At 68.1% G+C, this 20,778-nt stretch carries 24 protein-coding genes; 12 read left to right on the forward strand and 12 right to left on the reverse strand.

Annotated features, from left to right (window positions below):
* Window positions 1-155: 155 nt before the first annotated feature.
* Complete coding sequence (locus tag J5J86_RS18815; RefSeq protein ID WP_209100769.1) at window positions 156-1,013, reverse strand: DUF3108 domain-containing protein; 858 nt, start codon at window positions 1,011-1,013, stop codon at window positions 156-158.
* A gap of 292 nt (window positions 1,014-1,305) precedes the next feature.
* Between J5J86_RS18815 and infC the strand changes: the two genes are divergently transcribed.
* On the forward strand, window positions 1,306-1,830 hold the full coding sequence (gene infC / locus J5J86_RS18820) for a translation initiation factor IF-3 (protein ID WP_209105452.1): 525 nt from the start codon (window positions 1,306-1,308) through the stop codon (window positions 1,828-1,830).
* A gap of 92 nt (window positions 1,831-1,922) precedes the next feature.
* Here infC and J5J86_RS24505 read toward each other — a convergent pair whose 3' ends face one another.
* Window positions 1,923-2,438, reverse strand: a complete 516-nt coding sequence (locus J5J86_RS24505; protein WP_247657701.1) for a BA14K family protein — start codon at window positions 2,436-2,438, stop codon at window positions 1,923-1,925.
* 219 nt (window positions 2,439-2,657) lie between these two features.
* Complete coding sequence (locus tag J5J86_RS18830) at window positions 2,658-3,236, reverse strand: BA14K family protein (RefSeq protein ID WP_209100771.1); 579 nt, start codon at window positions 3,234-3,236, stop codon at window positions 2,658-2,660.
* A gap of 297 nt (window positions 3,237-3,533) precedes the next feature.
* Here J5J86_RS18830 and rpmI point away from each other — a divergent pair, with 297 nt between their 5' ends.
* The 5 genes from rpmI to pheT all read left to right on the forward strand — a co-directional run bounded on the left by rpmI (window position 3,534) and on the right by pheT (window position 8,470).
* Window positions 3,534-3,734 (forward strand): 50S ribosomal protein L35, encoded by a 201-nt coding sequence (gene rpmI / locus J5J86_RS18835; protein WP_209100773.1) that lies wholly within the window; start codon window positions 3,534-3,536, stop codon window positions 3,732-3,734.
* Between the two features lie 28 nt (window positions 3,735-3,762).
* On the forward strand, window positions 3,763-4,125 hold the full coding sequence (rplT, locus tag J5J86_RS18840) for a 50S ribosomal protein L20 (RefSeq protein ID WP_121622522.1): 363 nt from the start codon (window positions 3,763-3,765) through the stop codon (window positions 4,123-4,125).
* A gap of 195 nt (window positions 4,126-4,320) precedes the next feature.
* Window positions 4,321-5,430: a phenylalanine--tRNA ligase subunit alpha gene (gene pheS / locus J5J86_RS18845; protein WP_209100775.1), complete on the forward strand. Its 1,110-nt coding sequence runs from the start codon at window positions 4,321-4,323 to the stop codon at window positions 5,428-5,430.
* Window positions 5,431-5,597: 167 nt separating this feature from the next.
* Window positions 5,598-6,062, forward strand: coding sequence for an endonuclease domain-containing protein (locus J5J86_RS18850; protein ID WP_209100777.1), 465 nt, complete (start codon window positions 5,598-5,600; stop codon window positions 6,060-6,062).
* A complete protein-coding gene (pheT, locus tag J5J86_RS18855; protein WP_209100779.1) occupies window positions 6,059-8,470 on the forward strand; it encodes a phenylalanine--tRNA ligase subunit beta in 2,412 nt (803 codons plus the stop codon). Before J5J86_RS18850 ends, pheT begins: the two co-directional genes overlap by 4 nt.
* Before the next feature lie 30 nt (window positions 8,471-8,500).
* Here pheT and J5J86_RS18860 read toward each other — a convergent pair whose 3' ends face one another.
* Window positions 8,501-9,418: a class I SAM-dependent DNA methyltransferase gene (locus J5J86_RS18860; protein WP_209100781.1), complete on the reverse strand. Its 918-nt coding sequence runs from the start codon at window positions 9,416-9,418 to the stop codon at window positions 8,501-8,503.
* A 54-nt stretch (window positions 9,419-9,472) separates the two neighbouring features.
* On the opposite strand from J5J86_RS18860, the gene J5J86_RS18865 reads away from it, so the two are divergent.
* Both J5J86_RS18865 and J5J86_RS18870 read left to right on the forward strand, forming a co-directional pair.
* Window positions 9,473-10,522, forward strand: coding sequence for a ligase-associated DNA damage response exonuclease (locus tag J5J86_RS18865; RefSeq protein WP_209100783.1), 1,050 nt, complete (start codon window positions 9,473-9,475; stop codon window positions 10,520-10,522).
* Window positions 10,519-12,174, forward strand: a complete 1,656-nt coding sequence (locus J5J86_RS18870) for a cisplatin damage response ATP-dependent DNA ligase (protein ID WP_209100784.1) — start codon at window positions 10,519-10,521, stop codon at window positions 12,172-12,174. The genes J5J86_RS18865 and J5J86_RS18870 overlap by 4 nt, the downstream gene beginning before the upstream one ends.
* Before the next feature lie 36 nt (window positions 12,175-12,210).
* Here the strand turns inward: J5J86_RS18870 and J5J86_RS18875 are convergent, their stop codons facing one another.
* Both J5J86_RS18875 and J5J86_RS18880 read right to left on the reverse strand, forming a co-directional pair.
* On the reverse strand, window positions 12,211-12,903 hold the full coding sequence (locus J5J86_RS18875) for a S24 family peptidase (protein WP_209100786.1): 693 nt from the start codon (window positions 12,901-12,903) through the stop codon (window positions 12,211-12,213).
* Window positions 12,904-13,052: 149 nt separating this feature from the next.
* Window positions 13,053-13,274, reverse strand: a complete 222-nt coding sequence (locus tag J5J86_RS18880; RefSeq protein ID WP_209100788.1) for a hypothetical protein — start codon at window positions 13,272-13,274, stop codon at window positions 13,053-13,055.
* 56 nt (window positions 13,275-13,330) lie between these two features.
* Between J5J86_RS18880 and J5J86_RS18885 the strand changes: the two genes are divergently transcribed.
* The gene (locus J5J86_RS18885) at window positions 13,331-13,687 is read left to right on the forward strand and encodes a DUF952 domain-containing protein (RefSeq protein WP_209100790.1); all 357 of its coding nucleotides are present in this window, start codon (window positions 13,331-13,333) and stop codon (window positions 13,685-13,687) included.
* 3 nt (window positions 13,688-13,690) lie between these two features.
* Here the strand turns inward: J5J86_RS18885 and J5J86_RS18890 are convergent, their stop codons facing one another.
* A complete protein-coding gene (locus J5J86_RS18890) occupies window positions 13,691-14,197 on the reverse strand; it encodes a tyrosine phosphatase family protein (protein WP_209100792.1) in 507 nt (168 codons plus the stop codon).
* A complete protein-coding gene (locus tag J5J86_RS18895) occupies window positions 14,194-14,844 on the reverse strand; it encodes an HD family hydrolase (RefSeq protein ID WP_209100794.1) in 651 nt (216 codons plus the stop codon). Before J5J86_RS18895 ends, J5J86_RS18890 begins: the two co-directional genes overlap by 4 nt.
* Window positions 14,845-14,980: 136 nt before the next feature.
* Between J5J86_RS18895 and J5J86_RS18900 the strand changes: the two genes are divergently transcribed.
* From J5J86_RS18900 to J5J86_RS18910, 3 genes are all read left to right on the forward strand, one after another.
* Window positions 14,981-15,427, forward strand: a complete 447-nt coding sequence (locus tag J5J86_RS18900; RefSeq protein WP_209100795.1) for an NUDIX hydrolase — start codon at window positions 14,981-14,983, stop codon at window positions 15,425-15,427.
* Window positions 15,428-15,458: 31 nt separating this feature from the next.
* On the forward strand, window positions 15,459-15,845 hold the full coding sequence (locus tag J5J86_RS18905) for a TIGR02301 family protein (RefSeq protein ID WP_209100798.1): 387 nt from the start codon (window positions 15,459-15,461) through the stop codon (window positions 15,843-15,845).
* A gap of 146 nt (window positions 15,846-15,991) precedes the next feature.
* Window positions 15,992-16,261, forward strand: coding sequence for a hypothetical protein (locus tag J5J86_RS18910; protein WP_247657703.1), 270 nt, complete (start codon window positions 15,992-15,994; stop codon window positions 16,259-16,261).
* 68 nt (window positions 16,262-16,329) lie between these two features.
* On the opposite strand, the gene J5J86_RS18915 is transcribed toward J5J86_RS18910, so the two are convergent.
* The 4 genes from J5J86_RS18915 to J5J86_RS18930 form a co-directional block, all read right to left on the reverse strand.
* On the reverse strand, window positions 16,330-17,868 hold the full coding sequence (locus tag J5J86_RS18915) for an FAD-dependent monooxygenase (protein ID WP_209100800.1): 1,539 nt from the start codon (window positions 17,866-17,868) through the stop codon (window positions 16,330-16,332).
* A gap of 58 nt (window positions 17,869-17,926) precedes the next feature.
* On the reverse strand, window positions 17,927-19,261 hold the full coding sequence (locus J5J86_RS18920) for an MATE family efflux transporter (protein ID WP_247657704.1): 1,335 nt from the start codon (window positions 19,259-19,261) through the stop codon (window positions 17,927-17,929).
* Window positions 19,258-19,530 (reverse strand): DUF6460 domain-containing protein, encoded by a 273-nt coding sequence (locus J5J86_RS18925; RefSeq protein ID WP_209100801.1) that lies wholly within the window; start codon window positions 19,528-19,530, stop codon window positions 19,258-19,260. The genes J5J86_RS18920 and J5J86_RS18925 overlap by 4 nt, the downstream gene beginning before the upstream one ends.
* Window positions 19,531-19,593: 63 nt before the next feature.
* A complete protein-coding gene (locus J5J86_RS18930; protein ID WP_247657706.1) occupies window positions 19,594-20,646 on the reverse strand; it encodes an esterase in 1,053 nt (350 codons plus the stop codon).
* Window positions 20,647-20,778 lie beyond the last annotated feature (132 nt).

Raw genomic sequence — 20,778 nt, forward strand, 5'->3', positions numbered from 1 at the left:
GGTGTCAACGCGGGCGTCGCAGTTCGTTTCGGGATTCGTGAGAACGGGAGCGGAACGAATCGCGAGCGAATCGAGTCGCGGTTCAGTTCGCGCTTCGTCCCCTGCCGCTGGCCAAGGGGCCGTCCGGGCCGGTCACGGGGCGCCCGGAGGTTGCCTCACGGCTTGGCGGCGTTCACCGGTATGGTCTTCTCCTTGGCTTCCGTCTTGAAGCTGGTGGCCTCGAACAGGACGGTGCCCACGAGGGTTGCCACCTCCACCTTGAACGGCGCCATCAGCCGGGTGCCCGCGATCGGCACCAGCCAGACGTGCATATCCTTGTTTTCTTGCATGTATTTGACGGTGCTGCGGGTCGGCCTGTGGCCGGCCACCGGCACATAGCGCACCTGGCACACCACCGCCTTGCCGGAAAAGCCCTTCTCGATCTTCACGTCCTCGACGCGCTCGAAGGACAGGACGATGTCATAGCGCTGGCGGCCATCGAAGACGGGGACCGTGCGATCGCAGGCGGCAGCCGACAGCATGTCGACCTTTCCCGGCACCGAGACGAAGGCCCCCGTCAGGGGATCGGTGACGTTGAGGAGATGGGCGTCGGTGATCTCGACCCTGTCGGGATAGGGCTTGGGCGGGGGCGCGACGTCGAGGTCCTTCACCATATTGTCGGTGATGGCGAACTTGATCAGCTCGTCCTTGCCGTCGGCGCGGGCGCTGACTACGAACAGGCGGGGCACGGACTTGCCGGCCGCCATGCCGCCCCGCGCCGCCACGCTGCCCTTGCCGGACGAGACGGCGCGCAGGATCCCGGTCACCCGCCCCGTGCCCAGAATGTCGTATCCGGCATCCGTAGCGTTCACGGTGACCTCGGCGCGGCCCACCTCGACACCCGCGAGCGAGAGCGCGTATCTGGCCTCAAGCTGGCCGTCCGCAAAGGCCGGAACGGCGGAGGCAAAAAGCCCCAGCCCGACCATTGCCGCCAGCGGCTGCTTGGGAGCGAATGCGGCAAAGGCTTGCATCATGCGAGGTTTCCGGCCCATTTGCGGATCCGCGGGGCGGTGCGGCAGGTCTGACCGCATGGCGCCAGAAGGCGGCTGAACTGTGGCTGCCGATCCATAGAGGGGCGCAAACCGCCCCGCGTGCGCCCCGCCAATGGCGACGAAACCGTTGTTGGTCATTGACTTTGCGCGCGACAATCCCGATGTTCCGTCTTCGCCCGACAGTGGTGCCGGGCCTTGGCGCGTCGATCCGCGCCGGCTGCGCCACATCTGGCCGTGTTCAATGGCAGAGGAGATTATCGCCATTCGCCGCCCCATGAGACCCGTCGCGCCGGAGAAGGATGGCCCGCGCGTCAACGAAGAGATCCGCATCCGCGAAGTTCAGCTCATCGACCAGGAAGGACAGAACCTGGGCGTGATGGCCACGCGCGACGCGCTCCTGCTGGCCCAGGAGGCTGGCCTTGATCTCGTGGAGATCTCGCCGAACTCCGCGCCGCCCGTCTGCAAAATCCTGGATTTCGGCCGGTTCAAATACCAGAACCAGAAGAAGGCCAGCGAGGCGCGCAAGAAGCAGAAGGTGGTGGAGGTCAAGGAGATCAAGCTCCGGCCCGGCATCGACACCCATGACTACGACGTCAAGATGAAGGCCATGCAGCGTTTCTTCGAGGAAGGCGACAAGGTCAAGGTGACCCTGCGCTTCCGCGGTCGCGAAATGGCGCATCAGGACATCGGCTTCAAGCTGCTTCAGAAGCTGAAGGAAGACGTCTCCACCATCGCAAAGGTGGAAGCCGAGCCCATGCTCGAAGGCCGCCAGATGATCATGATCCTCGCCCCGCGCTGACCGGACGAGGGGTGCATGTAAAAACGCCTCCGCGGCAGCGCGGAGGCGTTTTGCATTTGAACGGCAGCTTTCGGGCTTTGCCGCTCAGCCGATTAGCTGCACGGATGGCGTTTGCCGTCATAGCCCAGATAGGTGCCCGTCGAGGGGTCGAACGAGCGGTACTTGGACGAGCAATAGGCAATCCAGTCATTGCTGGAGCGAACCGGCGCGGACGACGAATTCGCCGCTGCCGCTGCTGCGGCGCCAAGTGCCAGACCCCCGATCACGCCTGCAGCGACCGCCGCGCCGTTATTGTTGCAGCCGCCCCATCCGCAATTGCGGTATCCCGGTCCATAGACATAGGGCCCGCCGCGATATCCGGGGCCGCGCCAACCAGGATTCCCGCGCCAGCCGGGCTTGCCCCGCCATCCCGGGCCGCTGCGCCAATTGCGATCGCCCCGGTACTGGACTTCGGTGGTGGCGCCCTGACCCTTCAGGGCTGCGCCCTGCAGCGGGGCGACCGGCCCGACTGCGCCCGCAGCCGCTCCCGCAACACCCGACAGGAAGAAGGTTCCGGCCGCCGCAACCGCGAGCAGGCGGCCCTTGAGGCTGTGAGAAGTGCGTTTCATTGGCAATGTCTCCTTGCGGAAACAACGCCGCAGACGCCGGACGGGTCGCAAGGCTCGCGGATCTGTGAAAAGAAGCGGAGGTAAGATCGGTCGTTTTCGGCACGGCGGCGGGCCGTTGCGGGGCCGTGCGGCCACCCGCTGCGCCGCACTCCGTCAGCGCGGTAGTCGTGCCGAACCGCCGCCCGGCTCGGGCGGCGGAGGAGGCGGGACCATGGAGCCTCAGGGGCAGGAATGCCGGCGGCCGTCATAGCCCAGATATGTGCCCGTGCGCGGATTGTACGACTTGAAGCGTGCCGAGCAGTAGGCCACCCAATTGTTGTAGGCCGGCGGTGGCGGGGCGCTGGCGGCGGCTGATCCGATGATGATGCCGGTGGCAAGGCCGGGACCAAAGCCCCACCCCGGCCCCCAGCCCCATCCTGGCCCCCATCCTGGCGCATAGCCCCATCCGCCGTTCCAGACAGGGCGCGGTCCCCATCCCGGCCCCCAGCCGGGCCTGGGTCCTGGCCCCCAGCCTGGACGCGGCCCCCATCCCGGACCACCCCATCCCGGACGCGGTCCTGGGCCCCATCCGGGGCGGGGGCCGCCGCCCCAGCCCGGCCGGCCACCCCAACCGGTGCGCCCGCCCCAGCCGGGGCCGCCGCGATACTGGACCTGCTCGGCCGCGAGCGGCGAGGCGAGGGCGGCTGCTTTCAGATTCGGGGCCGCTCCAAGGCGCAGGGCCTGGGCCTGCGCGCCCGATGCGGGGAGCATCAGGGCGGCGGTGAGGAGCGCGGATGAAAGATACAGGGTGCTGCGCATGGAACGTCTCCTTGCCGACAACCTGCTAAAAGGTGCGGCGACAAGCTTTTGATCCGCTTGATTGGCACCATCTCACAGAAGTGACGCGGCGGCATGAGGGCGCCAAAAGGGCGCCTTTGGGCACCTTCGCGGCGTCGGTGAGGCGGCTTGCCTTTTCCCCGCGCCTCCTGTAACGAGTGCGGCCTTCGGACCGGCCGGCTGATAAAGGGCTGCCGCGCGGGTTCATGATGCTCACAGCAACAACCGGCTGGAGAGGTTGCGCCCCGCGCGCGATGCGTCTCGGCCACGGAGAGCCAAATGCCCAAGATGAAGACCAAGTCGGGAGCGAAGAAGCGCTTCCGCCTGACGGGTTCGGGAAAAGTGATTGCGGGCCAGGCCGGCAAGCGCCACGGCATGATCAAGCGGACCAACAATCAGGTCCGCAATCTGCGCGGCACCACCATCCTGTGTGAGAGCGATGCGCGGATCATCCGCAAGTCGTTCCTGCCGAACGGCTGACGCCACCGCGATCTGAAGGAGATTTCCCATGGCCCGCGTCAAACGTGGCGTTACGTCCCACGCCAAGCACAAGAAGGTCTTCAAAGCCGCCAAGGGCTTTTACGGCCGTCGCAAGAATACCATCCGCGCTGCCAAGTCGGCCGTCGAACGGTCGATGCAGTATGCGTATCGCGATCGCAAGGTGAAGAAGCGGAACTTCCGCGCCTTGTGGATCCAGCGCATCAATGCCGGCGTGCGCGCCCTTGATCTCGACCTGACCTATTCTCGATTTATCGATGGTCTCGGCAAGGCCGGGATCGAGGTCGACCGCAAGGTGCTCTCGGATATCGCCATCCACGAGCCCGACGCGTTCAAGGCCCTGGTGGAGAAGGCCAAGGCCGCTCTGGCCTGACCTTTCACCCCCGCCCTTTCCGAGACCCGATGAGCCCCGGCGGAATTCCGTTCGGGGCTTTTCGTCTTGGGGATGGGCTGGCTATAAGCAGCGCGCCTTCCCCTGGATGTCCTCGTCGCCGGATGTGTCCGGCCATCCCCGGGGCTGCGCCTCGATCGCTTCGACTGCGCGCGTGCCATTAAAGGACTGAGGTCAATGTCCGAACTCGTTCTCACCGACCATCCCGGCCTCGACGCGCTGGAGCGCGAGATTGCCAGCGGCATCCTGGCCGCCGGCGACGAGGCGGCCCTCGAACAGGTGCGCATCGCCGCGCTCGGCAAGAAGGGCTCGGTCTCCGAGCTCCTGAAGTCGCTGGGCGCCATGAGCCCTGACGAGCGCAAGATGATGGGCCCCGCCATCAACGGCCTTCGCGACCGCATCCAGGGCCTGATGGCCGTGCGCCGCGAGACGCTGAAGGCCGCCGCCCTGGAGGCGCGCCTCGCCACCGAGCGCGTGGATGTGACGCTGCCCGTGCGCGAGGCACCGGCCGAGATTGGCCGGGTGCACCCCATCGCCCAGGTCACCGAGGAACTGACCGCCATTTTCGCCGACATGGGCTTTGCCGTGGCGGAAGGGCCGGACATCGAGACCGACTTCCATAACTTCACGGCGCTCAACTTCCCGGCCGGTCATCCGGCGCGGGAGATGCACGACACCTTCTTCCTGCCGCCCGGCGCCAATGGCGAGCGCAAGGTGCTGCGCACCCACACTTCCCCGGTGCAGGTGCGCACCATGCTGTCCCAGAAGCCGCCCATCCGCGTCATCTGCCCCGGCCGCACCTATCGCTGCGACAGTGACCAGACCCACACCCCCATGTTCCACCAGGTGGAGGGCCTCGTCATCGACAAGGGCTCGCACCTTGGGCACCTGAAGTGGATCCTGGAGGAGTTCTGCAAGGCCTTCTTCGAGGTGGACCGCGTGACCATGCGCTTCCGCCCCTCCTTCTTCCCCTTCACGGAACCCTCCATGGAGGTGGACATCCAGTGCGACCGCTCCCGCCCCGGCGAGATCCGGTTCGGCGAGGGCAATGACTGGCTGGAAATCCTGGGCTGCGGGATGGTGCATCCCAACGTGCTGCGCAATTGCGGCATCGACCCGGACGAGTACCAGGGCTTTGCCTGGGGCATGGGGATCGACCGCATCGCCATGCTGAAATACGGCATGAACGACCTGCGCGCCTTCTTCGAGGCCGATGTGCGCTGGCTCTCCCATTACGGCTTCCGGCCCCTGGACTTCCCGACCCTGGCGGGCGGGCTGAGCGCGTGAGCTCTCGCCCCTCGAGCCCCCTCCCCAACCCTCCCCCGCAAGCGGGAGAGGGAGTTCGGGTGCGCGGGACGGAAAAAGCCCTCTCCCGCTTGCGGGGGAGGGTTGGGAGGGGGAATGTGTCCGAGGGGGCGCGCTGCGGTTGTGAGCCGCTCCACCATGGGGCGGGCATGATGACGACCGGTCCAGGAGATAAGGCGCGCGCCAATGCACGTCGCCTGCGAACGGCCATGACAGATGCCGAGAAACATCTGTGGCGGGAGATCCGTGCCCATCGGCTCGCTGGCCTCGGATTTCGCCGACAACATCCGGTCGGCCCCTACATCCTCGATTTCGTCTGCCTGTCCGGGCGGCTGGTCGTGGAGGTGGATGGTGGCCAACATTACGCGCCCGCCGGCATGGCCCGTGATGGCCGCCGGGATGCCTATCTGCGGTCTCAGGGCTTTCGGGTGCTGCGCTTTTCCAATCTTGATGTCCTTGGCAACCTTCAGGGCGTCCTTGAGACGATCCTTGAGGCGGTTGCCAGGGATCATTGCAACGCAACTGGCCTGATCCCCGGCGCGGGTGAGGGCGGGGAGGGGGACGGCACGGGCCGTGCCGGCTCTCCTGACGATGTGACGGATCGCGAACCATGAAATTCACCCTCTCCTGGCTCAAGGAGCATCTGGACACCACCGCTTCCCTCGACGAGATCGTCGAGCGCCTCACCCTCGTCGGGCTCGAGGTGGAAGGGGTGGAGGACAAGGCCAAGGCGCTTGCCCCCTTCGTGGTGGGCGAGGTGCTCACCGCCGAGAAGCACCCCAATGCCGACAAGCTCCGGGTCTGCACGGTGTCCACCGGCGGCGCGCCCATCCAGGTGGTGTGCGGCGCGCCCAATGCGCGGGCGGGCCTGAAGACCGTCTTCGCCGCCCCCGGCACGGTCATCCCCGCCACCGGCACGGAACTGAAGATCGGCAAGATCCGCGACGTGGAAAGCCGCGGCATGCTGTGCTCGGCCCGCGAGATGGGTCTTTCCGAAGAGCATGACGGCATCCTGGAACTGCCGGCGGATGCCCCCGTGGGCGCGCCTTTTGCCGACGTTCTCGGCTTGGGCGATCCCGTCATCGAGATCGCCGTCACCCCCAACCGGGCCGATTGCCTGGGCATCTGGGGCGTGGCGCGCGATCTGGCCGCCGCCGGTCTCGGCACGCTGAAGACCCGCGACGTGAAGCCGGTGGACGGCACCTTCCCCTCGCCGGTCCAGGTGCGGCTCGACTTCGGCGACACGCCCTCCCTCTGCCCGCTCTTCGCGCTGCGGGTGGTGCGGGGCGTGAAGAACGGCCCCTCGCCGGATTGGCTCCAGGCCAAGCTGCGCGCCATCGGGCTGCGGCCCATCAATGCGCTGGTGGATATCACCAACCTGCTCACCGTGGATCGTGACCGGCCGCTCCACGTCTTCGACCTGAAGAAGGTCCATGGCGATCTGGTGGTGCGGCGGGGCCGGGCGGGCGAGAGCCTCTTGGCGCTCGACGGGCGCACTTATGCGCTCGATGACACCATGTGCGTGATCGCCGACGACAAGGGCGTCGAAAGCCTTGCCGGCATCATGGGCGGCGAGGAATCGGGCTGCGACGAGGGCACCACCGACGTGGTGATCGAATCCGCGCTCTGGGAGCCCATCAACATCGCCCAGACCGGCCGCAAGCTCGGCATCAATTCCGACGCCCGCTTCCGGTTCGAGCGCGGCATCGACCCGGCCTTCGCGCTGCCGGGCCTCGAACTGGCGACCCGCCTCGTCATGGACCTGTGCGGCGGCGAGCCCTCGCAGGTGGTGTTGGCGGGCGCCGAGCCCGACACCCGCCGCACCATCCATTTCCCCCTCTCCGAGGTGAAGCGCCTGTCTGGCCTCGAAGCCTCCGAGGCGGAGATGATCGGCGTGCTGGAGCGGCTCGGCTTCACGGTTAGCGGATCCGCGCCCGTGGTGCAGGTGGTTCCGCCCTCCTGGCGGGCCGATGTGGAGGGCAAGGCGGATCTGGTGGAAGAGGTGGTGCGCATCCTGGGCCTTGCCCGCGTGCCCTCCACCGAGCTGCCGCGCGATGGCGGCGGCCGCCGGCCGGTGCTCACCGCCCTTCAGCTGCGCACCCGCAAGGCCCGCCGGGCGCTGGCCGCCCGTGGGCTGGTGGAAGCGGTGACATGGTCCTTCGTTTCCAAGGCGCAGGCGGAGCTGTTTGGCGGCGGCAAGCCGGAACTGGCTTTGTCCAATCCCATCGCCTCTGACCTGTCCGATATGCGCCCGAGCCTGCTGCCCGGCCTTATCCGCGCGGCCCAGGCCAATGCGGACCGGGGCTATGGCGATGTGGCTCTGTTCGAGGTGGGCCAGGTGTTCGCCGGCGACCAGCCCAAGGACCAGACCATGTCCGCCGCCGGCCTGCGCCGCGCGACCGCCAAGCCCTTAGGGGCCGGCCGCCACTGGTCGGGCGCCGCCAAGGCGGTGGATGTGTTCGACGCCAAGGCGGATGCGCTGGCAGCGCTTGCCGCCTGCGGCGCGCCGGTGGCCAATCTCCAGGTCACGGCGGATGCGCCCGGCTGGTATCATCCCGGCCGCTCGGGCATTCTGCGTCTTGGACGTAACGCGATCGGCTATTTCGGTGAGCTTCATCCCACCGTGCTGGAAGCGTTGGATGCGGGTGGGCCGCTAGTGGCATTTGAATTGATCTTGGATCCGTTGCCCGAGCCCAAGGCCAAGGCCACCAAGGTGAAGCCGCTCATCGACCTCTCCGCCTTCCAGCCAGTGCGGCGCGACTTCGCCTTCATCGTCGACCGGACGGTGGGTGCGGCCGATATCCTCAAGGCGGCCCAGGGCGTCGACAAGAAGCTCATCACCGGGGCGAGCGTGTTCGACGTCTATGAGGGCGCCGGCATCGACGCGGCCAAGAAGTCGGTGGCCATCGAGGTCACCCTCCAGCCCCGCGAACGCACGCTCACCGATGCGGAAATCGAGACGGTGGCGGGCAAGATCGTCGCCGAAGTGAGCAAGAAGACCGGCGCCACGCTGCGTGCGTGATCTCGGTCTTAAGGGATGGGTGCGGGCGGCTCAGGCCGCCCGCGCCACCACCACCAGTCCCGGCACCGGCAGGCCTTTCTCGGTGCGGGTGGAGACGGCAGCAAGTTCCAGGGCCGTGAAGCCGGCATCGTCCAGCACGCGCTCCACATAGGCGCGGCCATGGGCATAGCGCAGGGTATCGCGCAGGATCACGCCGTCCCCCTCATGGGTCTCCACCGTGAAGGCGAGCAGACCTTCTCCTCCCAGTGCTGCCCGCGCGGCGGCGAGGTTGTCGGCGAGGTCTCCCAGATAGCAGAAGGCGTCCGCCGCCAGCACCAGATCAGCGCCTTGCGGGGGCTGGTCGCGCAGGAAGGCCACCATCTCCCCCACATGGAGCGCGGCATAAAGGCCGAGCCGCTCCGCGCGTTCCACCATGGCGGGGGCGAGGTCCACGCCCTCCAGCACCGCGCACCAGGGAGCAAATAGCGGCGCGGCGAGGCCGGTGCCGCAGCCCAGATCCAGCGCGCGGGCAAAGGCGGGGGCGCGGCCGAGGCGCCGGCACGCGGCCTCTACCGCCGCCGCCAGCACTTCCGGCCCGCGATAGGAGAGTTTCTCCCGCAAGGCGGTGTCGAACCGGCCGGCATATTGGTCGAACAAGGTGCGCACGAAATCCGCCGACATGGCGCCCTCCGCCGGCCGGGCGCCGAGGCGGGCGAGGCGCAGGCCCGCGCCCAGCGGGTCGGCGGCATCGCGGGCAAGGGCCGCCTCATAGGCGGCGACGGCGGGCGCGGTCTGGCCCAGCCCCTCGCGCACCTCGCCCAAGAGGAACCACGCCGCGAGAAAATCCGGCGCCTCTTCCACCAGGTCCGCCAGCATGCCCTCGGCGGCTTCGCGGTCCCCGCCCTCCGCATAAGAGCGTGCCCAGTCGAGGCGCCGGTCGAGGGCGGGATGTCCCGAAGAATGCAACATGGCGCGCTACCTGGTCTCGCCCTTGTGGATCGCGCCCCCATATAACGGAGAACCATGCGCCCGGAAGACCTGCTGCGTCCCTCGCCCCGCGGCCTTTATTGCCCCGTCGGCGACTTCTACATCGATCCGACCCGCGCGGTGGACCGCGCGGTGATCACGCACGGCCATTCCGACCATGCCCGCGCGGGCCATGGCTATGTGCTCGCGACCGAGCAAACCTTGCGCCTCATGGCCATTCGCTATGGGGAAGGCTTTGCCGGCGCCAGCCAGCCGGTGGCCTATGGGGAGAGCGTGGAGATCTCTGGCGTGCGTCTCACGCCCCATCCGGCGGGCCATGTGCTGGGCTCGGCGCAATGGGAATTGTCCTGGCGCGGCCTGACCATCGTGGCCTCCGGCGACTATAAGGATGCCTTCGATCCCACCTGCGCGCCCTTCGAGCCGGTGCGCTGCCACGTCTTCATTTCCGAGGCGACCTTCGGCCTGCCGGTCTTCCGTCATCCCGACGCGGCATCGGAGACGGCCAAGCTCCTTGCCTCGGTCCGGCTGTTCCCCGAGCGCACCCATGTGGTCGGCGCCTATTCGCTGGGCAAGGCGCAGCGCATGATGGCCCTGATGCGGGAGGCCGGCTTTAGCGCGCCCATCCTCATCCATGGGGCGCTGGAGGCCATCAGCGCCTATTATGTCAGTCAGGGCATTGTGCTCGGCGAGTTGCGCCCGGTGCGCGGCCTGAAGAAGGCGGATCTGGCGGGCGCGGTAGTCATCGCTCCGCCAATGGCCCTCTCGGACCTGTTCCTGCGCGGCTTTCCCGAACCCGTCAGCGCCTTTGCCTCCGGCTGGATGCGGGTGCGCGCGCGGGCGCGGCAGCGGGGCGTCGACCTGCCGCTGGTGGTGTCCGATCATGCGGACTGGGACGGGCTCATCGCCTCCACGCTCGCCACCGGCTGCGAGGAGCTGTGGGTCACCCATGGCGCGGAGGACGCCTTGGTGCATTGGGCGGGCACGAAGGGCCTTCGGGCCCGCCCGCTCCACATGGTCGGCTATGGCGAGGAGGAAGAGGAGGCGGCTCCTGCTCCCACGACCGAGGCCAAGGAGGCGGCACCATGAACCGCTTCGCCGCTCTTTTGGACCGCATGGGCTATGAGGCCGGCCGCAATGCCAAGATCCGCCTGATGGCGGATTATTTCCACACGACGCCTGATCCCGAGCGCGGCTATGCGCTGGCGGCGCTGACCGGTGCGCTTTCCTTTGCCAATGCCAAGCCGGGTCTCATCCGCGCGCTCATCGCCGAGCGCACCGATCCGGTCCTCTTCGCCATGTCCTACGATTATGTGGGCGACCTGTCGGAGACGGTGGCCCTCATGTGGCCGGTGGCGCCGGAGGCGCGGCCGAACCGGTCGCCGGAACTGTCCGAAATCATCGAGGCGCTCCACACCACTCCGAAGCGCGACCTGCCGGTTCGCCTCGCTCATTGGCTGGATGGCCTGGACGAGACCGGCCGCTGGGCCCTCCTGAAGCTCATCACCGGCGCCTTGCGGGTGGGCGCCTCCGCCCGCTTGGCCAAGACGGCCGTGGCGAGCCTCGGCGACCTGGAGCCGGACGCGGTGGAGCTGGTCTGGCCCGGCCTCACGCCGCCTTATCTGGATCTCTTCGCCTGGGTGGAAGGGCGCGGTCCCGCGCCCCGCAGCGACAATCCCGCGCCGTTCCGGCCGGTCATGCTCTCCCATCCCCTGGAGGTGGCCGACCTCGACACCCTCGCCCCCTCCGACTTCCGGGCGGAATGGAAATGGGACGGCATCCGTGTCCAGGCGGTGGCGGGGCGCATGGCGGATGGCAGCCGCATGGCGCGGCTCTATAGCCGCACCGGGGAGGACATTTCCCCCGCCTTTCCCGACCTCATGGAGGCGCTGGACTTCGAGGGCGCCATAGACGGGGAATTGCTGATCCTGAAGGAGGGGCGCGTCCAATCCTTCAACGTCCTGCAGCAGCGGCTCAATCGAAAGGCCGTGACGCCCAAGATGCTGCGGGACTTCCCCGCTCATGTGCGGGCCTATGACCTGCTGGTGGATGGCACGCAGGACCTGCGCGACCTGCCTTTCCTGGAGCGGCGCGCGCGCCTGGAGGCTTTGGTCGCGCGCGCCGCCTCGCCCCGGCTGGATCTGTCGCCCCTCGTGCCCTTTGGCACCTGGGAGGAACTGGTCGGCGCCCGCGCCGAGCCCGCCTCCGCGGGGGCAGGGGACGATGCCGAGGCGGTGGAAGGGGTGATGCTGAAGCGGGCGGACAGCCTCTATCTGCCCGGCCGTCCCAAGGGACCCTGGTGGAAATGGAAGCGCGATCCGCACTCCGTGGACGCCGTGCTCATGTACGCCCAGCGCGGCCACGGCAAGCGCTCGTCCTATTATTCCGACTACACTTTCGGGGTCTGGACGGTGGCCGAGGGGCAGGAGGTGCTGGTGCCCGTGGGCAAGGCCTATTTCGGCTTCACCGACGCAGAGTTGCTGCAGATCGACCGCTTCGTGCGGGGCCACACGGTCAACAAGTTCGGTCCGGTGCGGGAGGTGGTGCACACGGCGGACGAGGGGCTGGTGCTGGAGGTGGCATTCGAGGGGCTCGCCCGCTCGGCCCGCCATCGCTCGGGGGTGGCCATGCGCTTTCCCCGCATTGCGCGCCTGCGCTGGGACAAGCCGCCCCGCGAGGCAGACCGGCTTGAGTCGCTGGAAGCCTTGCTGCGCACGGAACCGGGCGTGGCGCAGGACTGAAACCGCCCCGCGCCTGAACGCCCCGCGCCCTCGGCTTTACTGCGTGACCCAGATCACCCGCGCGATCCACAACAAATCGGTGGTGGCGAACTGGCGGTCCTCATGGTCAGGATTGAGTGAGCGCAACTCCACCGTGCGGGCGGTGCGGCGGACCAGTTCCTTGGCCAGCACCTCGCCCTCGCGGGTCTTGACGATCACCCGGTCGCCCCGCCGCACGGAGGCGGTGGGCGAGACGATGACGATGTCGCCCTCCCGATAGACCGGCAACATGGAATCGCCGGCAATTTCCAGCGCATAGGCATGCTCGTCCTCGACGCCGGGAAAGACGATCTCGTCCCAGCCCGCGCCCACCGGAAAGCCGGCATCGTCGAAATAGCCGCCCTTGCCCGCCTGGGCGAGGCCCAGATGGGGAATGGTGCGCAAGCGGGCGGGCGCGGGGGCTTCCTCGGCGAAGCCGGGCTGGGCCGGGCGCTGGGCCGGAGGCGTGGCCTGCCGTCCCTCCAGCAGGGCGGTGAAGTCCTCGATGCTGGCGCCGGTGGCATCCAGCACCTTGGCGATGCTCTCGGTGGAGGGCCAGCGGGGACGCCCGTCGGCTGTGATGCGCTTGGAGCGGTTGAAGGCGGTGGCGTCCAGGCCCGCCTTCTTGGCAAGGCCTGAGGCCGAGAGGCCGTGCAAGGCGGCGAGGCGATCCAGGGCGGTCCAGACCTGACCGTGGGTGAGCATCTGCATGAGGCGATCCGTCAAGCCGAGCCGTTGAAAGCGTCGCCCACGCCCCATGCGCAGGCAGAAGGCTGGAGGGAGCGCCCTGCTCACCCCATCCGCCTCCGTCACGCCGGAAGGACGGCTGCCGTGTTCCATTCCGGCAGGCATCCTGATGTCTAGGAAAATATGGTTTTATCGCTGATGTGTAAAGGAATTTTGTCTTTAATGACGCGGCTTTTTCTCCCGCTGCGGCCGGAACTTGAATTGCCAAGCGCGCTCAACACTTTACCGCGCCGCCGCAGCTTGCAGCAAAGCGCTCTCCACTCCCGGTCCAGTTGCGGCAAGAAGAGGAAACCCGCGCCGCGCGCGACGGCAATACTGTCCGCAAGAAGCGCCATCTTTCCATCTGGACGCTGACATGCTGTAGAGCGGGTCGTAGAGTGAGGAAGGACCGATGGCCGCAACCGATTCCGTTGTGTTCAAGATCACCCCTGCCGCCCCCTGGGCGCTGGCGGAGGCGGCCGGCCGGTTCGAGGGTGCGCCGGTGGACCTGGCCGATGGCTACATTCATTTTTCCACCGCAGACCAAGTGGTCGAGACTGCCGCAAAGCACTTTGCCGGGCAGGCCGATCTTCTCCTTGTGGCGGTGGATGCAACTCTTCTGGGGGAGGGGCTGCGCTGGGAGCCCTCCCGCGGGGGCGCGCTGTTTCCGCACCTCTACGGGCCTCTTCCCCTTACCGCCGTGCGCTGGGTGAAGCCGCTGCCGCTCGGCGCGGACGGCGCGCACGCCTTTCCCGATGTGTCCGCCTGAGCCTCAGATCAAGGCCAGCGAGAACGGCTCGCCCTCATAGGCGTCGCGGCCGCGACCGATGGCCTCAATAGCGCGCACCATGCGCCCGTCGCGTCGCAGGGCCCGATCGGCCAAGGCCACCAGGCGCGCATTGGGGGTCGCGGTCGGCGACGCCGCTCTCAGGGCGGTGGCGATCTCCGCCTCGTCCCGCTCGGGGAGCAGGGCGCACACGGTGGCATAGGCGGCGGCGGTGGAGCGGGAAATGCCCGCATAGCAATGGATTACCAGCGGCGCCTCGCGCGGCCAGGCTCGCACAAATTCCAGCAACTCGTTCATGTGCGCCTCGCCGGGCGCCACCAGTCCTTCCATCTCCATCACGATGTCGTTGATGCCGAGGAAGAGATGGTTGGTGGGGTCCACATTGGACGGCCGGGTAAAGACCGTCCCGCCATTGATGAGGCTGATGACGTGGCGCGCGCCAGTGGCCTCCACCGTCGCATGGAGACGGGCGAGGGAGCAGACATGGATCATGACACGAGCTCCTCGAAACGGGCGATGAAGCGGGCTTTCGCCTCATCCGCCGTCCAGGGTGTGAGATAGTCCTTCTCCACCGCGTCGTCGAGGCGCACCGGGCGGCCGAAGAAGGCCAGCGCCTCCTGGGCCTCGAAGCCGGCGAGGTGGGTCGCCTCCAGATAGGCGGCGGCCCTGTCGGCCACCTTGGCCACCTTGACGAGGGCGTCCGGCCACACCGGCGGCAGGCCGAAGCGCAGGGAAATGGCGCCGAGAAGCCGTGCCTCCACCGCCTTGTAGTCGCCTCCCAGCACGGCCTTGAAGGGCGAGATCATGTCGCCGATCACATATTCGGGCGCATCATGCAGCAGGACGGCGAGGCGCCAGCGCGGGTCGATATTGGGCGAGGTGCGGCGGGCGAGGCGCTCCACCAGGAGCGAGTGCTGGGCCACCGAGAAGATGTTGTCGCCCCGCGTCTGGCCGTTCCATCGGGCGACGCGGGCGAGGCCATGTGCGATGTCCTCGATTTCCACATCGAGCGGGGTGGGGTCCAGGAGGTCGAGCCGCCGGCCGGACAGCATGCGCTGCCAGGCGCGCGGGGCCGGTCGCGCGGCCTTGCGGGAAGCGGGCGCGTGGGCGGGGGATGGGGGGTCGGGCGTCTCAACCATCTGGAACTCGATCCGCCTTCCTTCTCGTCCTGAAAAATCCGCCCGATGGGGGCGCTTTTCAATCCTGGTCCGACGCGCCTTCGCCGCCGCTCTTGCTCGGGTATAAGGATGAGGTTCCAAGGAGCAAGGCCCGAACATGACAGAGCCGGTCCGTCCCACCCTCGCTGCCAGCGCCGCCGTGTTCCGCGACGGGCGCGTGCTGCTGGCGCGGCGCGGCTTCCATCCGGGCCTTGGCCTGTGGAGCTTGCCCGGCGGGCGGGTGGAGCCGGGCGAGACGGTGGCGCAGGCGGCGGCGCGGGAGGTGATGGAAGAGGTCCAGGTGACGGCGCGGGTGCTCGGCGTCGCCGCGGTGCTGGACTTCATTACGATGGACGATGCGGGGCTGCTCAGGAGCCATTTTGTGGTCATCGCCCATGCTGCCCTCTGGCAGAGGGGCGAGCCGCAGGTGGGGGAGGAGGCAACCGAGATCGGCTGGTTCCTGCCGGAGGAGGTGGCAGGTCTGGCCACCACGCGCGGCCTCTCCGACGTGGTGTTCAAGGCGGCGACCCTGCTGCCCACCTCCGCCGCGACCGACGTGTCTTGACCCGGCGTCCGGAACGCGCGACGACACGCTGATGCGCCTGACCGCCTTGCTCCTCGCTTTCCTCCTCGCCGCATGCGGGGTGTCCGGCGCACGCGCGGCGGAAGGCTCGACGCCGCCTTATGAGACCGATCTCATGCGCCTCGCCGAGATCCTGGGGGGCCTGCATTATTTGCGGCCCCTGTGCGGGATGAGCGCGGAGGCGCAGAGCTGGCGCGGCGAAATGCAGGGGCTGATCGACACCGAGCAGCCCTCCGACAGCCGCAGGGCCCGGCTCGTGGCGGCCTTCAACCAGGGTTATAACAGCTACGCCCAGGTCTATCGCACCTGCACGCCGGCCGCAGCCGTGGCGGTGCAGCGCCAGCTGGACGAGGGCGCCCGCCTCTCCCACGAAATCGTGGTGCGCTACGGCGGAAACTGACCGGCGCGACCCGCGCGGCTTCTCCCCACGTGAATGTGCGGGGAGGGTTCAGAGCCCGTTAACCTTTCGTTTAGAACTTCCACGACGCAGCGTCGCGCTGTGGTAGGGAAGGAGCGCGCCCGGGTGACGGCGCGCCGGAGGCCCCCTTGTCCAGCATCAGTTCATACCGTCCCACCAAGGAGATCGCCGAGGCCGCTTCCGACGAGCGCCACGCGGCCTTGTCCTATCTGGACGATGCCTGGGTGGAAGCCATGCGGGATGGCCTCGACGAGGATTGCATGGTGCATGCGGCGCTCTTCACCGCCTTGCGCCGGCTGGTCTCCACCTATGGCGAGGAGGCCTGCGCCGATTATGTGGAGAGCCTCTCCGCGCGCATCCGAGCCGGCGAATATACGGTGATTGGCCCCCGCCAATAAGGCGGCCGCGCCGGACGCAACCATCCCGCCAGACGGACGGAGCCGCCGGGTGCCCCCGGCGGACGATGTTATTCGGCCGCCGGCTCCAGAGCGAGACGGGCATAGGCCAGGAAGGCCCGGTCATCGCGCGCCGGACCGCGGGCGGCGATGAACTGGTCCGGCCGCACCAGCACCCAGCCGGGTTCCGAAAAGCCATAGCGCTGGAGCAGCTCGGGCGCCTCGCTCTCCTCGATCCCGAGCGCCGAACCGATGCGTGCCGCATGGGCGCGCAAGGCGCCGTGAGCGCCGGGTGGCCCCAGCAGAAGCAAGGTGTGCCTGGCACCGGAAAAGCGGCTCCAGAGCCGGGCGTCACCGAGCGCCGCATCCCGTGCCCGGTGCCCGGACGCCGGCGCGCCGCTGGTGGAGAGGCGCTCCACCGCTTCCAGCAGCGGACCGCTGTCATAGACGATGTCGGTCTCCGACAATTCGGCCTGGAGCTTGCGGCGCACCACCGGCAGGCGGGAGGCCACCGAGACCAGGGCATCGCGCACCACCCGCGTGGCCGTGCTGGTGGAGACCATGCCGAACCGCAGCTTCTGGGCCGCGCCCGCCACGACCGCGCGTGCAACCGGGCGTCGCTCCGCCTCGTAGCTGCCCAGGAGCGCGTCCGCGACGCCCCGCCCGGACAGGACGGCGGCGAGTTTCCAGCCCAGATTCATGGCGTCCTGGATGCCGGTATTCATCCCCTGTCCGCCGGCGGGGCTGTGGATATGGGCGGCATCTCCCGCCAGGAACACCCGTCCCCGGCCATAGCTGGCGACGAGACGCTCATTGACGCGAAAGGCCGACAGCCAGGTGGGATCATGCGCCACCACCCCAAGGCCGGAGGCGGTGAGGTGGCGCTGGATTTCCTCCAGCGTCGGCGGCTCGTCCGACGCTGGGTCCTCCCGCATGGCGAAGGTGCGCCACACGCCCGGGGTCACCGGGAAGAGGGCGACTGAGCCGGCCGCGCTCCACCAGATATAGATGGAAGACGGGTCCAGCGGGCCATCCATCTGGGTGTCGGAGAGAATGAAGGTCTGGGGCTCGGTGAAGCCCTCGAAGGGAATGTCGAGGCCGCGCCGCACCGCGCTGCGGGCGCCATCGGAGCCCACCAGGAAGCTGCAGGCCGCTTCTTCCTCCTCCCCGTCCGGATGCCGGAGGCGGGCTTCCACCACGCGCCCGGCTTCCGTGAAGCCGAGGAGTTCTACGCCTCGCTCCACCGCGATGCCGCTTTCCGCGAGGCGTTCAGTCAGGATCGCCTCGGTGCGCGACTGGGGCAGGATGAGCGTGAAGGGATAGGGGCTGTCCACGCCCTCGGCGATGGGCATGGCCGCGAGCGGGTGGGAATTGTCACCAATTCGGAGCGTTTCCATGCGCATGCCGTCGGCGATAAAGCGTTCGGCAAGGCCCAGCGCTCCGAACGCCTCCAGGCTCCCGCTCCACACCGCCAGCGCCTTGGAGACGGTGGCGGGAGCGGCGAGCTTGTCGACGATGCGAAAGGGAATGCCGAGCGTCAGCAAGGCATTGGCCAATGTCAGGCCGGTCGGGCCTGCGCCGACGATAAGAACGGGGGAGGGGGGCGCCATGTTTGTTCTTCCCTGCTTGTCCCACCGCCCTTCAGGGAACGCCTGATGCGCGCAAGGGTCAAGCCGAGAATGTTCCCCGCACCAGAGCGGGCAGGCGCAGCGCCTGGAAGCTGCCGCGCGCCGCCAGGAATACCAGCAGCGACAGCCAAAGCCCGGCATTGCCCAGGAACGACAGGCCGAAGAAGGCCAGGAGATAGGCGGCCAGCGCGGCCACCATGAGGTTGCGCATGTCGCGCGACCACAGGGCGCCGATATAGATGCCGTCAAAGGCATAGGCGAAGACGCCCACGACCGGCAGGATGGCCGCGAAGATGAGGAAGGTGCGAGCGGCGGCGCGCACCTCACCATTGGTGGTCATGAGGTCAATGACCATCGGTCCGATGGCCAGATAGGCGAGACAGGCGGACACGGCGACGCCGAAGCCCCAGATGAGCACCAGCCGCATGCCCTTCATGAAGGAGGCGCGGTCCCGCGCGCCCACCGCCTGGCCGCAGATCTGCTCGGCGGCGGTGGCGAAGCCGTCGAGGAAATAGGCGGCCAGCAGCACCATGTTGTTCAAGAGGGCATTGGCCGCCAGGGTCACGTCGCCCGATCGCGCCCCCTGGGCGGCGAAAAAACCGAAGGCGAACATGAGGGCGGCGGTGCGGATCATGATGTCGCGGTTCAGCGCGAGCGTCGCCAGCAACTCCCGCCGGTCCAGCAGCACGGCGCGGGGGACCGCGAGGCGGAACCCCAGCAGACGGGCGCACAGGACAAGCCCCACCAGCGCGCCGGCCATCTCGGCCGCCAGCGTGCCCGCGGCGGACCCCGCCACGCCCCAGCCCAGGCCGAGCACCAGCCAAATGGTCAGGGCCGTGTTGAGGAGGCCGATGCCCACCTGCAGCGCCAGCGCGTGCCCTGTGCGGCCGAGCCCGGTGAGCCAGCCCAGCAGGGCATAATTGGCAAGGCTGAAGGGAGCGGCGAAGATGCGCACCTGGAAATAGGCCGCCACCGCGCTGTTCACCTCGGCCGATGCCCCGCCAAGGGCGAGCGCCGCCGCCTCTATGGGCGTGCGCAAAAGGATGAGGGCCAGGCCGCACACAAGGGCCAGCATCAGCGCACGGGCGAGGACCGCCCGCTCCTCCAGCTTGTCCCGGCGCCCCAGCGCCTGGGCGGCAAGGCCCACCGTGCCCATGCGCAGGAAGCCGAAGCCCCAGAACAGGAAATCGAACACGACCGCGCCCAGCGCCACGCCGCCAATGAGCGCGGCATCGCCCAGGCGCCCCACCACGGCGGTGTCGATGATGCCCAGGAGCGGCGTCGTCAGGTGCGCCACCGTCATGGGCAGCGCGATGGCGAGCACCCGGCGGTGCGTGACCGCCTGCGGCCCATCGGCCGCCAGGGCGGTGCTCACCTCTTGAAGCCGTTGAGGAGGCGCAGGAGCAGCCAGAGGGGGATCACCACCACCGCGCCCAGCAGGAAATAACGCCAGACCCGCTCCACCGCGCCGAAGCCGAGGTCGTAAAGACTCTCGGCAAAGCCGATCAGGCTGTCGAGGATGTTGCGTGGATCAAGGCCGATGGCGGCGAGGATGACGCCCACCACCACGCACAAAATCACCAGCCGCACCAGGACCATGGTCGGCGAGCCGCCGAAAAAACGCGTGAGCTGGTCGTTTGCCATGGCATCCTCCGTCCGGTGCGGCTCGATCTAGCACGGGGCCGCGCCGGACGGGAGGCGGTCGGCTCAGCGATACAGCTTCTTCTCGGCCAGCCAGTTCTGGATGAGGCCGGCCACCTCGTCGCTGTTGCGATCCATCATGATCATGTGGCTGTTCCCCTTGATGCCCTTCTCGGGGAGGTTCACCACGTCCACCGTGCCGCCGGCATCGCGGATCAGCTTGGCGAAGTCCATGCCGCGCTGGCGGATGGTGGGCCAGCGGCTGTCACTCTCGATATAGTCGCCGTAGAGCATGAGGACCGGCACGCCGGCCAGCTTGGCCGCCAGCTTCGGATCTCCCACGGCGGCGGGCTCCACGGCGATGAGGGCCTTCACCTTGTCCGGGTGCTTCTGGGCCATGTCGAAGCCGAACTTGCCGGCCTGGCTGTGCACGAGGATGACGCAAGGGCAGACCTTTTCGATCTCCTGGCTGTAGGCGTCAAGGATCAGGCTGTCCGTCGTGGTCCAGCGCGGCACGTTCTGCTTTATGAACTGGGTGTAGGCATCCACCGGGAACTGGTTGCCCGGCAGCACTTTGCGCTTGGCCGGATCGTCCGACCAGGATCCCGCGCCATCGCCGATGCGGAAGCGGTCGAAGGGGCCGGAGACGGTCAGGAAGACCGGCTCGCCCTGGAAGATGTCCGGATATTGTGCCCAACCGGAGCGCCCGCGCTCCACGGCGTCGGAATTATAGACCGCCCAGCCCTTGCGCAGGAAATAGTTGAGCCAGCCCTCGCGGCCATCGGGCGTGGTCTCATAGGTCACGCCCGTGAGCCCGCCGCCGTGCCACATGAGCAGGGGATAGGCGCCGCGCTCCTCCTGGGGAATGAAATACTGCACATACATCTGACCGGCGATGTAGGTGCCGTTGGGGTCGATCTTGGCCGGCACGCCGCCGGGCGAGAACAGGACCTCCTTCACCGGCTTGCCCGAGATCTCGAACGTCTTGCCGCCGATGTGGAAGGAGCCCATGGCCTTCAGGCTGATGGGCGGCTGCTGTGCCAGAGCAGGGGCAGGGCCGATTGCGGCGGCGCAGGCCACAAGCGTTGACGTGACGGCGGCTGCAAGCGTGGACTTCATTCAGGCCTCCCCGGATGCCGGTGGCATCTCCATGAACCCGGTCCGCCCCGGCGCTTCGGCCGGAGTCCAGGCGATTGTGGGAATGCCCCAGACCCTTCAGCTGGGGCATTCACCGGGGATTTCAGCTGAGCT

Origin of the sequence: Aquabacter sp. L1I39, assembly GCF_017742835.1 — a bacterium.
Classification (GTDB): Bacteria; Pseudomonadota; Alphaproteobacteria; order Rhizobiales; family Xanthobacteraceae; genus L1I39.

Coding starts and splice junctions, on each gene's coding strand:
- J5J86_RS18815 (WP_209100769.1), bottom strand. CDS start 1,013: ATGATGCAAGCCTTTGCCGCATTCGCTCCCAAGCAGCCGCTGGCGGCA.
- infC (WP_209105452.1), top strand. CDS start 1,306: ATGAGACCCGTCGCGCCGGAGAAGGATGGCCCGCGCGTCAACGAAGAG.
- J5J86_RS24505 (WP_247657701.1), bottom strand. CDS start 2,438: ATGAAACGCACTTCTCACAGCCTCAAGGGCCGCCTGCTCGCGGTTGCG.
- J5J86_RS18830 (WP_209100771.1), bottom strand. CDS start 3,236: ATGCGCAGCACCCTGTATCTTTCATCCGCGCTCCTCACCGCCGCCCTG.
- rpmI (WP_209100773.1), top strand. CDS start 3,534: ATGCCCAAGATGAAGACCAAGTCGGGAGCGAAGAAGCGCTTCCGCCTG.
- rplT (WP_121622522.1), top strand. CDS start 3,763: ATGGCCCGCGTCAAACGTGGCGTTACGTCCCACGCCAAGCACAAGAAG.
- pheS (WP_209100775.1), top strand. CDS start 4,321: ATGTCCGAACTCGTTCTCACCGACCATCCCGGCCTCGACGCGCTGGAG.
- J5J86_RS18850 (WP_209100777.1), top strand. CDS start 5,598: ATGATGACGACCGGTCCAGGAGATAAGGCGCGCGCCAATGCACGTCGC.
- pheT (WP_209100779.1), top strand. CDS start 6,059: ATGAAATTCACCCTCTCCTGGCTCAAGGAGCATCTGGACACCACCGCT.
- J5J86_RS18860 (WP_209100781.1), bottom strand. CDS start 9,418: ATGTTGCATTCTTCGGGACATCCCGCCCTCGACCGGCGCCTCGACTGG.
- J5J86_RS18865 (WP_209100783.1), top strand. CDS start 9,473: ATGCGCCCGGAAGACCTGCTGCGTCCCTCGCCCCGCGGCCTTTATTGC.
- J5J86_RS18870 (WP_209100784.1), top strand. CDS start 10,519: ATGAACCGCTTCGCCGCTCTTTTGGACCGCATGGGCTATGAGGCCGGC.
- J5J86_RS18875 (WP_209100786.1), bottom strand. CDS start 12,903: ATGCAGATGCTCACCCACGGTCAGGTCTGGACCGCCCTGGATCGCCTC.
- J5J86_RS18880 (WP_209100788.1), bottom strand. CDS start 13,274: ATGGCGCTTCTTGCGGACAGTATTGCCGTCGCGCGCGGCGCGGGTTTC.
- J5J86_RS18885 (WP_209100790.1), top strand. CDS start 13,331: ATGGCCGCAACCGATTCCGTTGTGTTCAAGATCACCCCTGCCGCCCCC.
- J5J86_RS18890 (WP_209100792.1), bottom strand. CDS start 14,197: ATGATCCATGTCTGCTCCCTCGCCCGTCTCCATGCGACGGTGGAGGCC.
- J5J86_RS18895 (WP_209100794.1), bottom strand. CDS start 14,844: ATGGTTGAGACGCCCGACCCCCCATCCCCCGCCCACGCGCCCGCTTCC.
- J5J86_RS18900 (WP_209100795.1), top strand. CDS start 14,981: ATGACAGAGCCGGTCCGTCCCACCCTCGCTGCCAGCGCCGCCGTGTTC.
- J5J86_RS18905 (WP_209100798.1), top strand. CDS start 15,459: ATGCGCCTGACCGCCTTGCTCCTCGCTTTCCTCCTCGCCGCATGCGGG.
- J5J86_RS18915 (WP_209100800.1), bottom strand. CDS start 17,868: ATGGCGCCCCCCTCCCCCGTTCTTATCGTCGGCGCAGGCCCGACCGGC.
- J5J86_RS18925 (WP_209100801.1), bottom strand. CDS start 19,530: ATGGCAAACGACCAGCTCACGCGTTTTTTCGGCGGCTCGCCGACCATG.
- J5J86_RS18930 (WP_247657706.1), bottom strand. CDS start 20,646: ATGAAGTCCACGCTTGCAGCCGCCGTCACGTCAACGCTTGTGGCCTGC.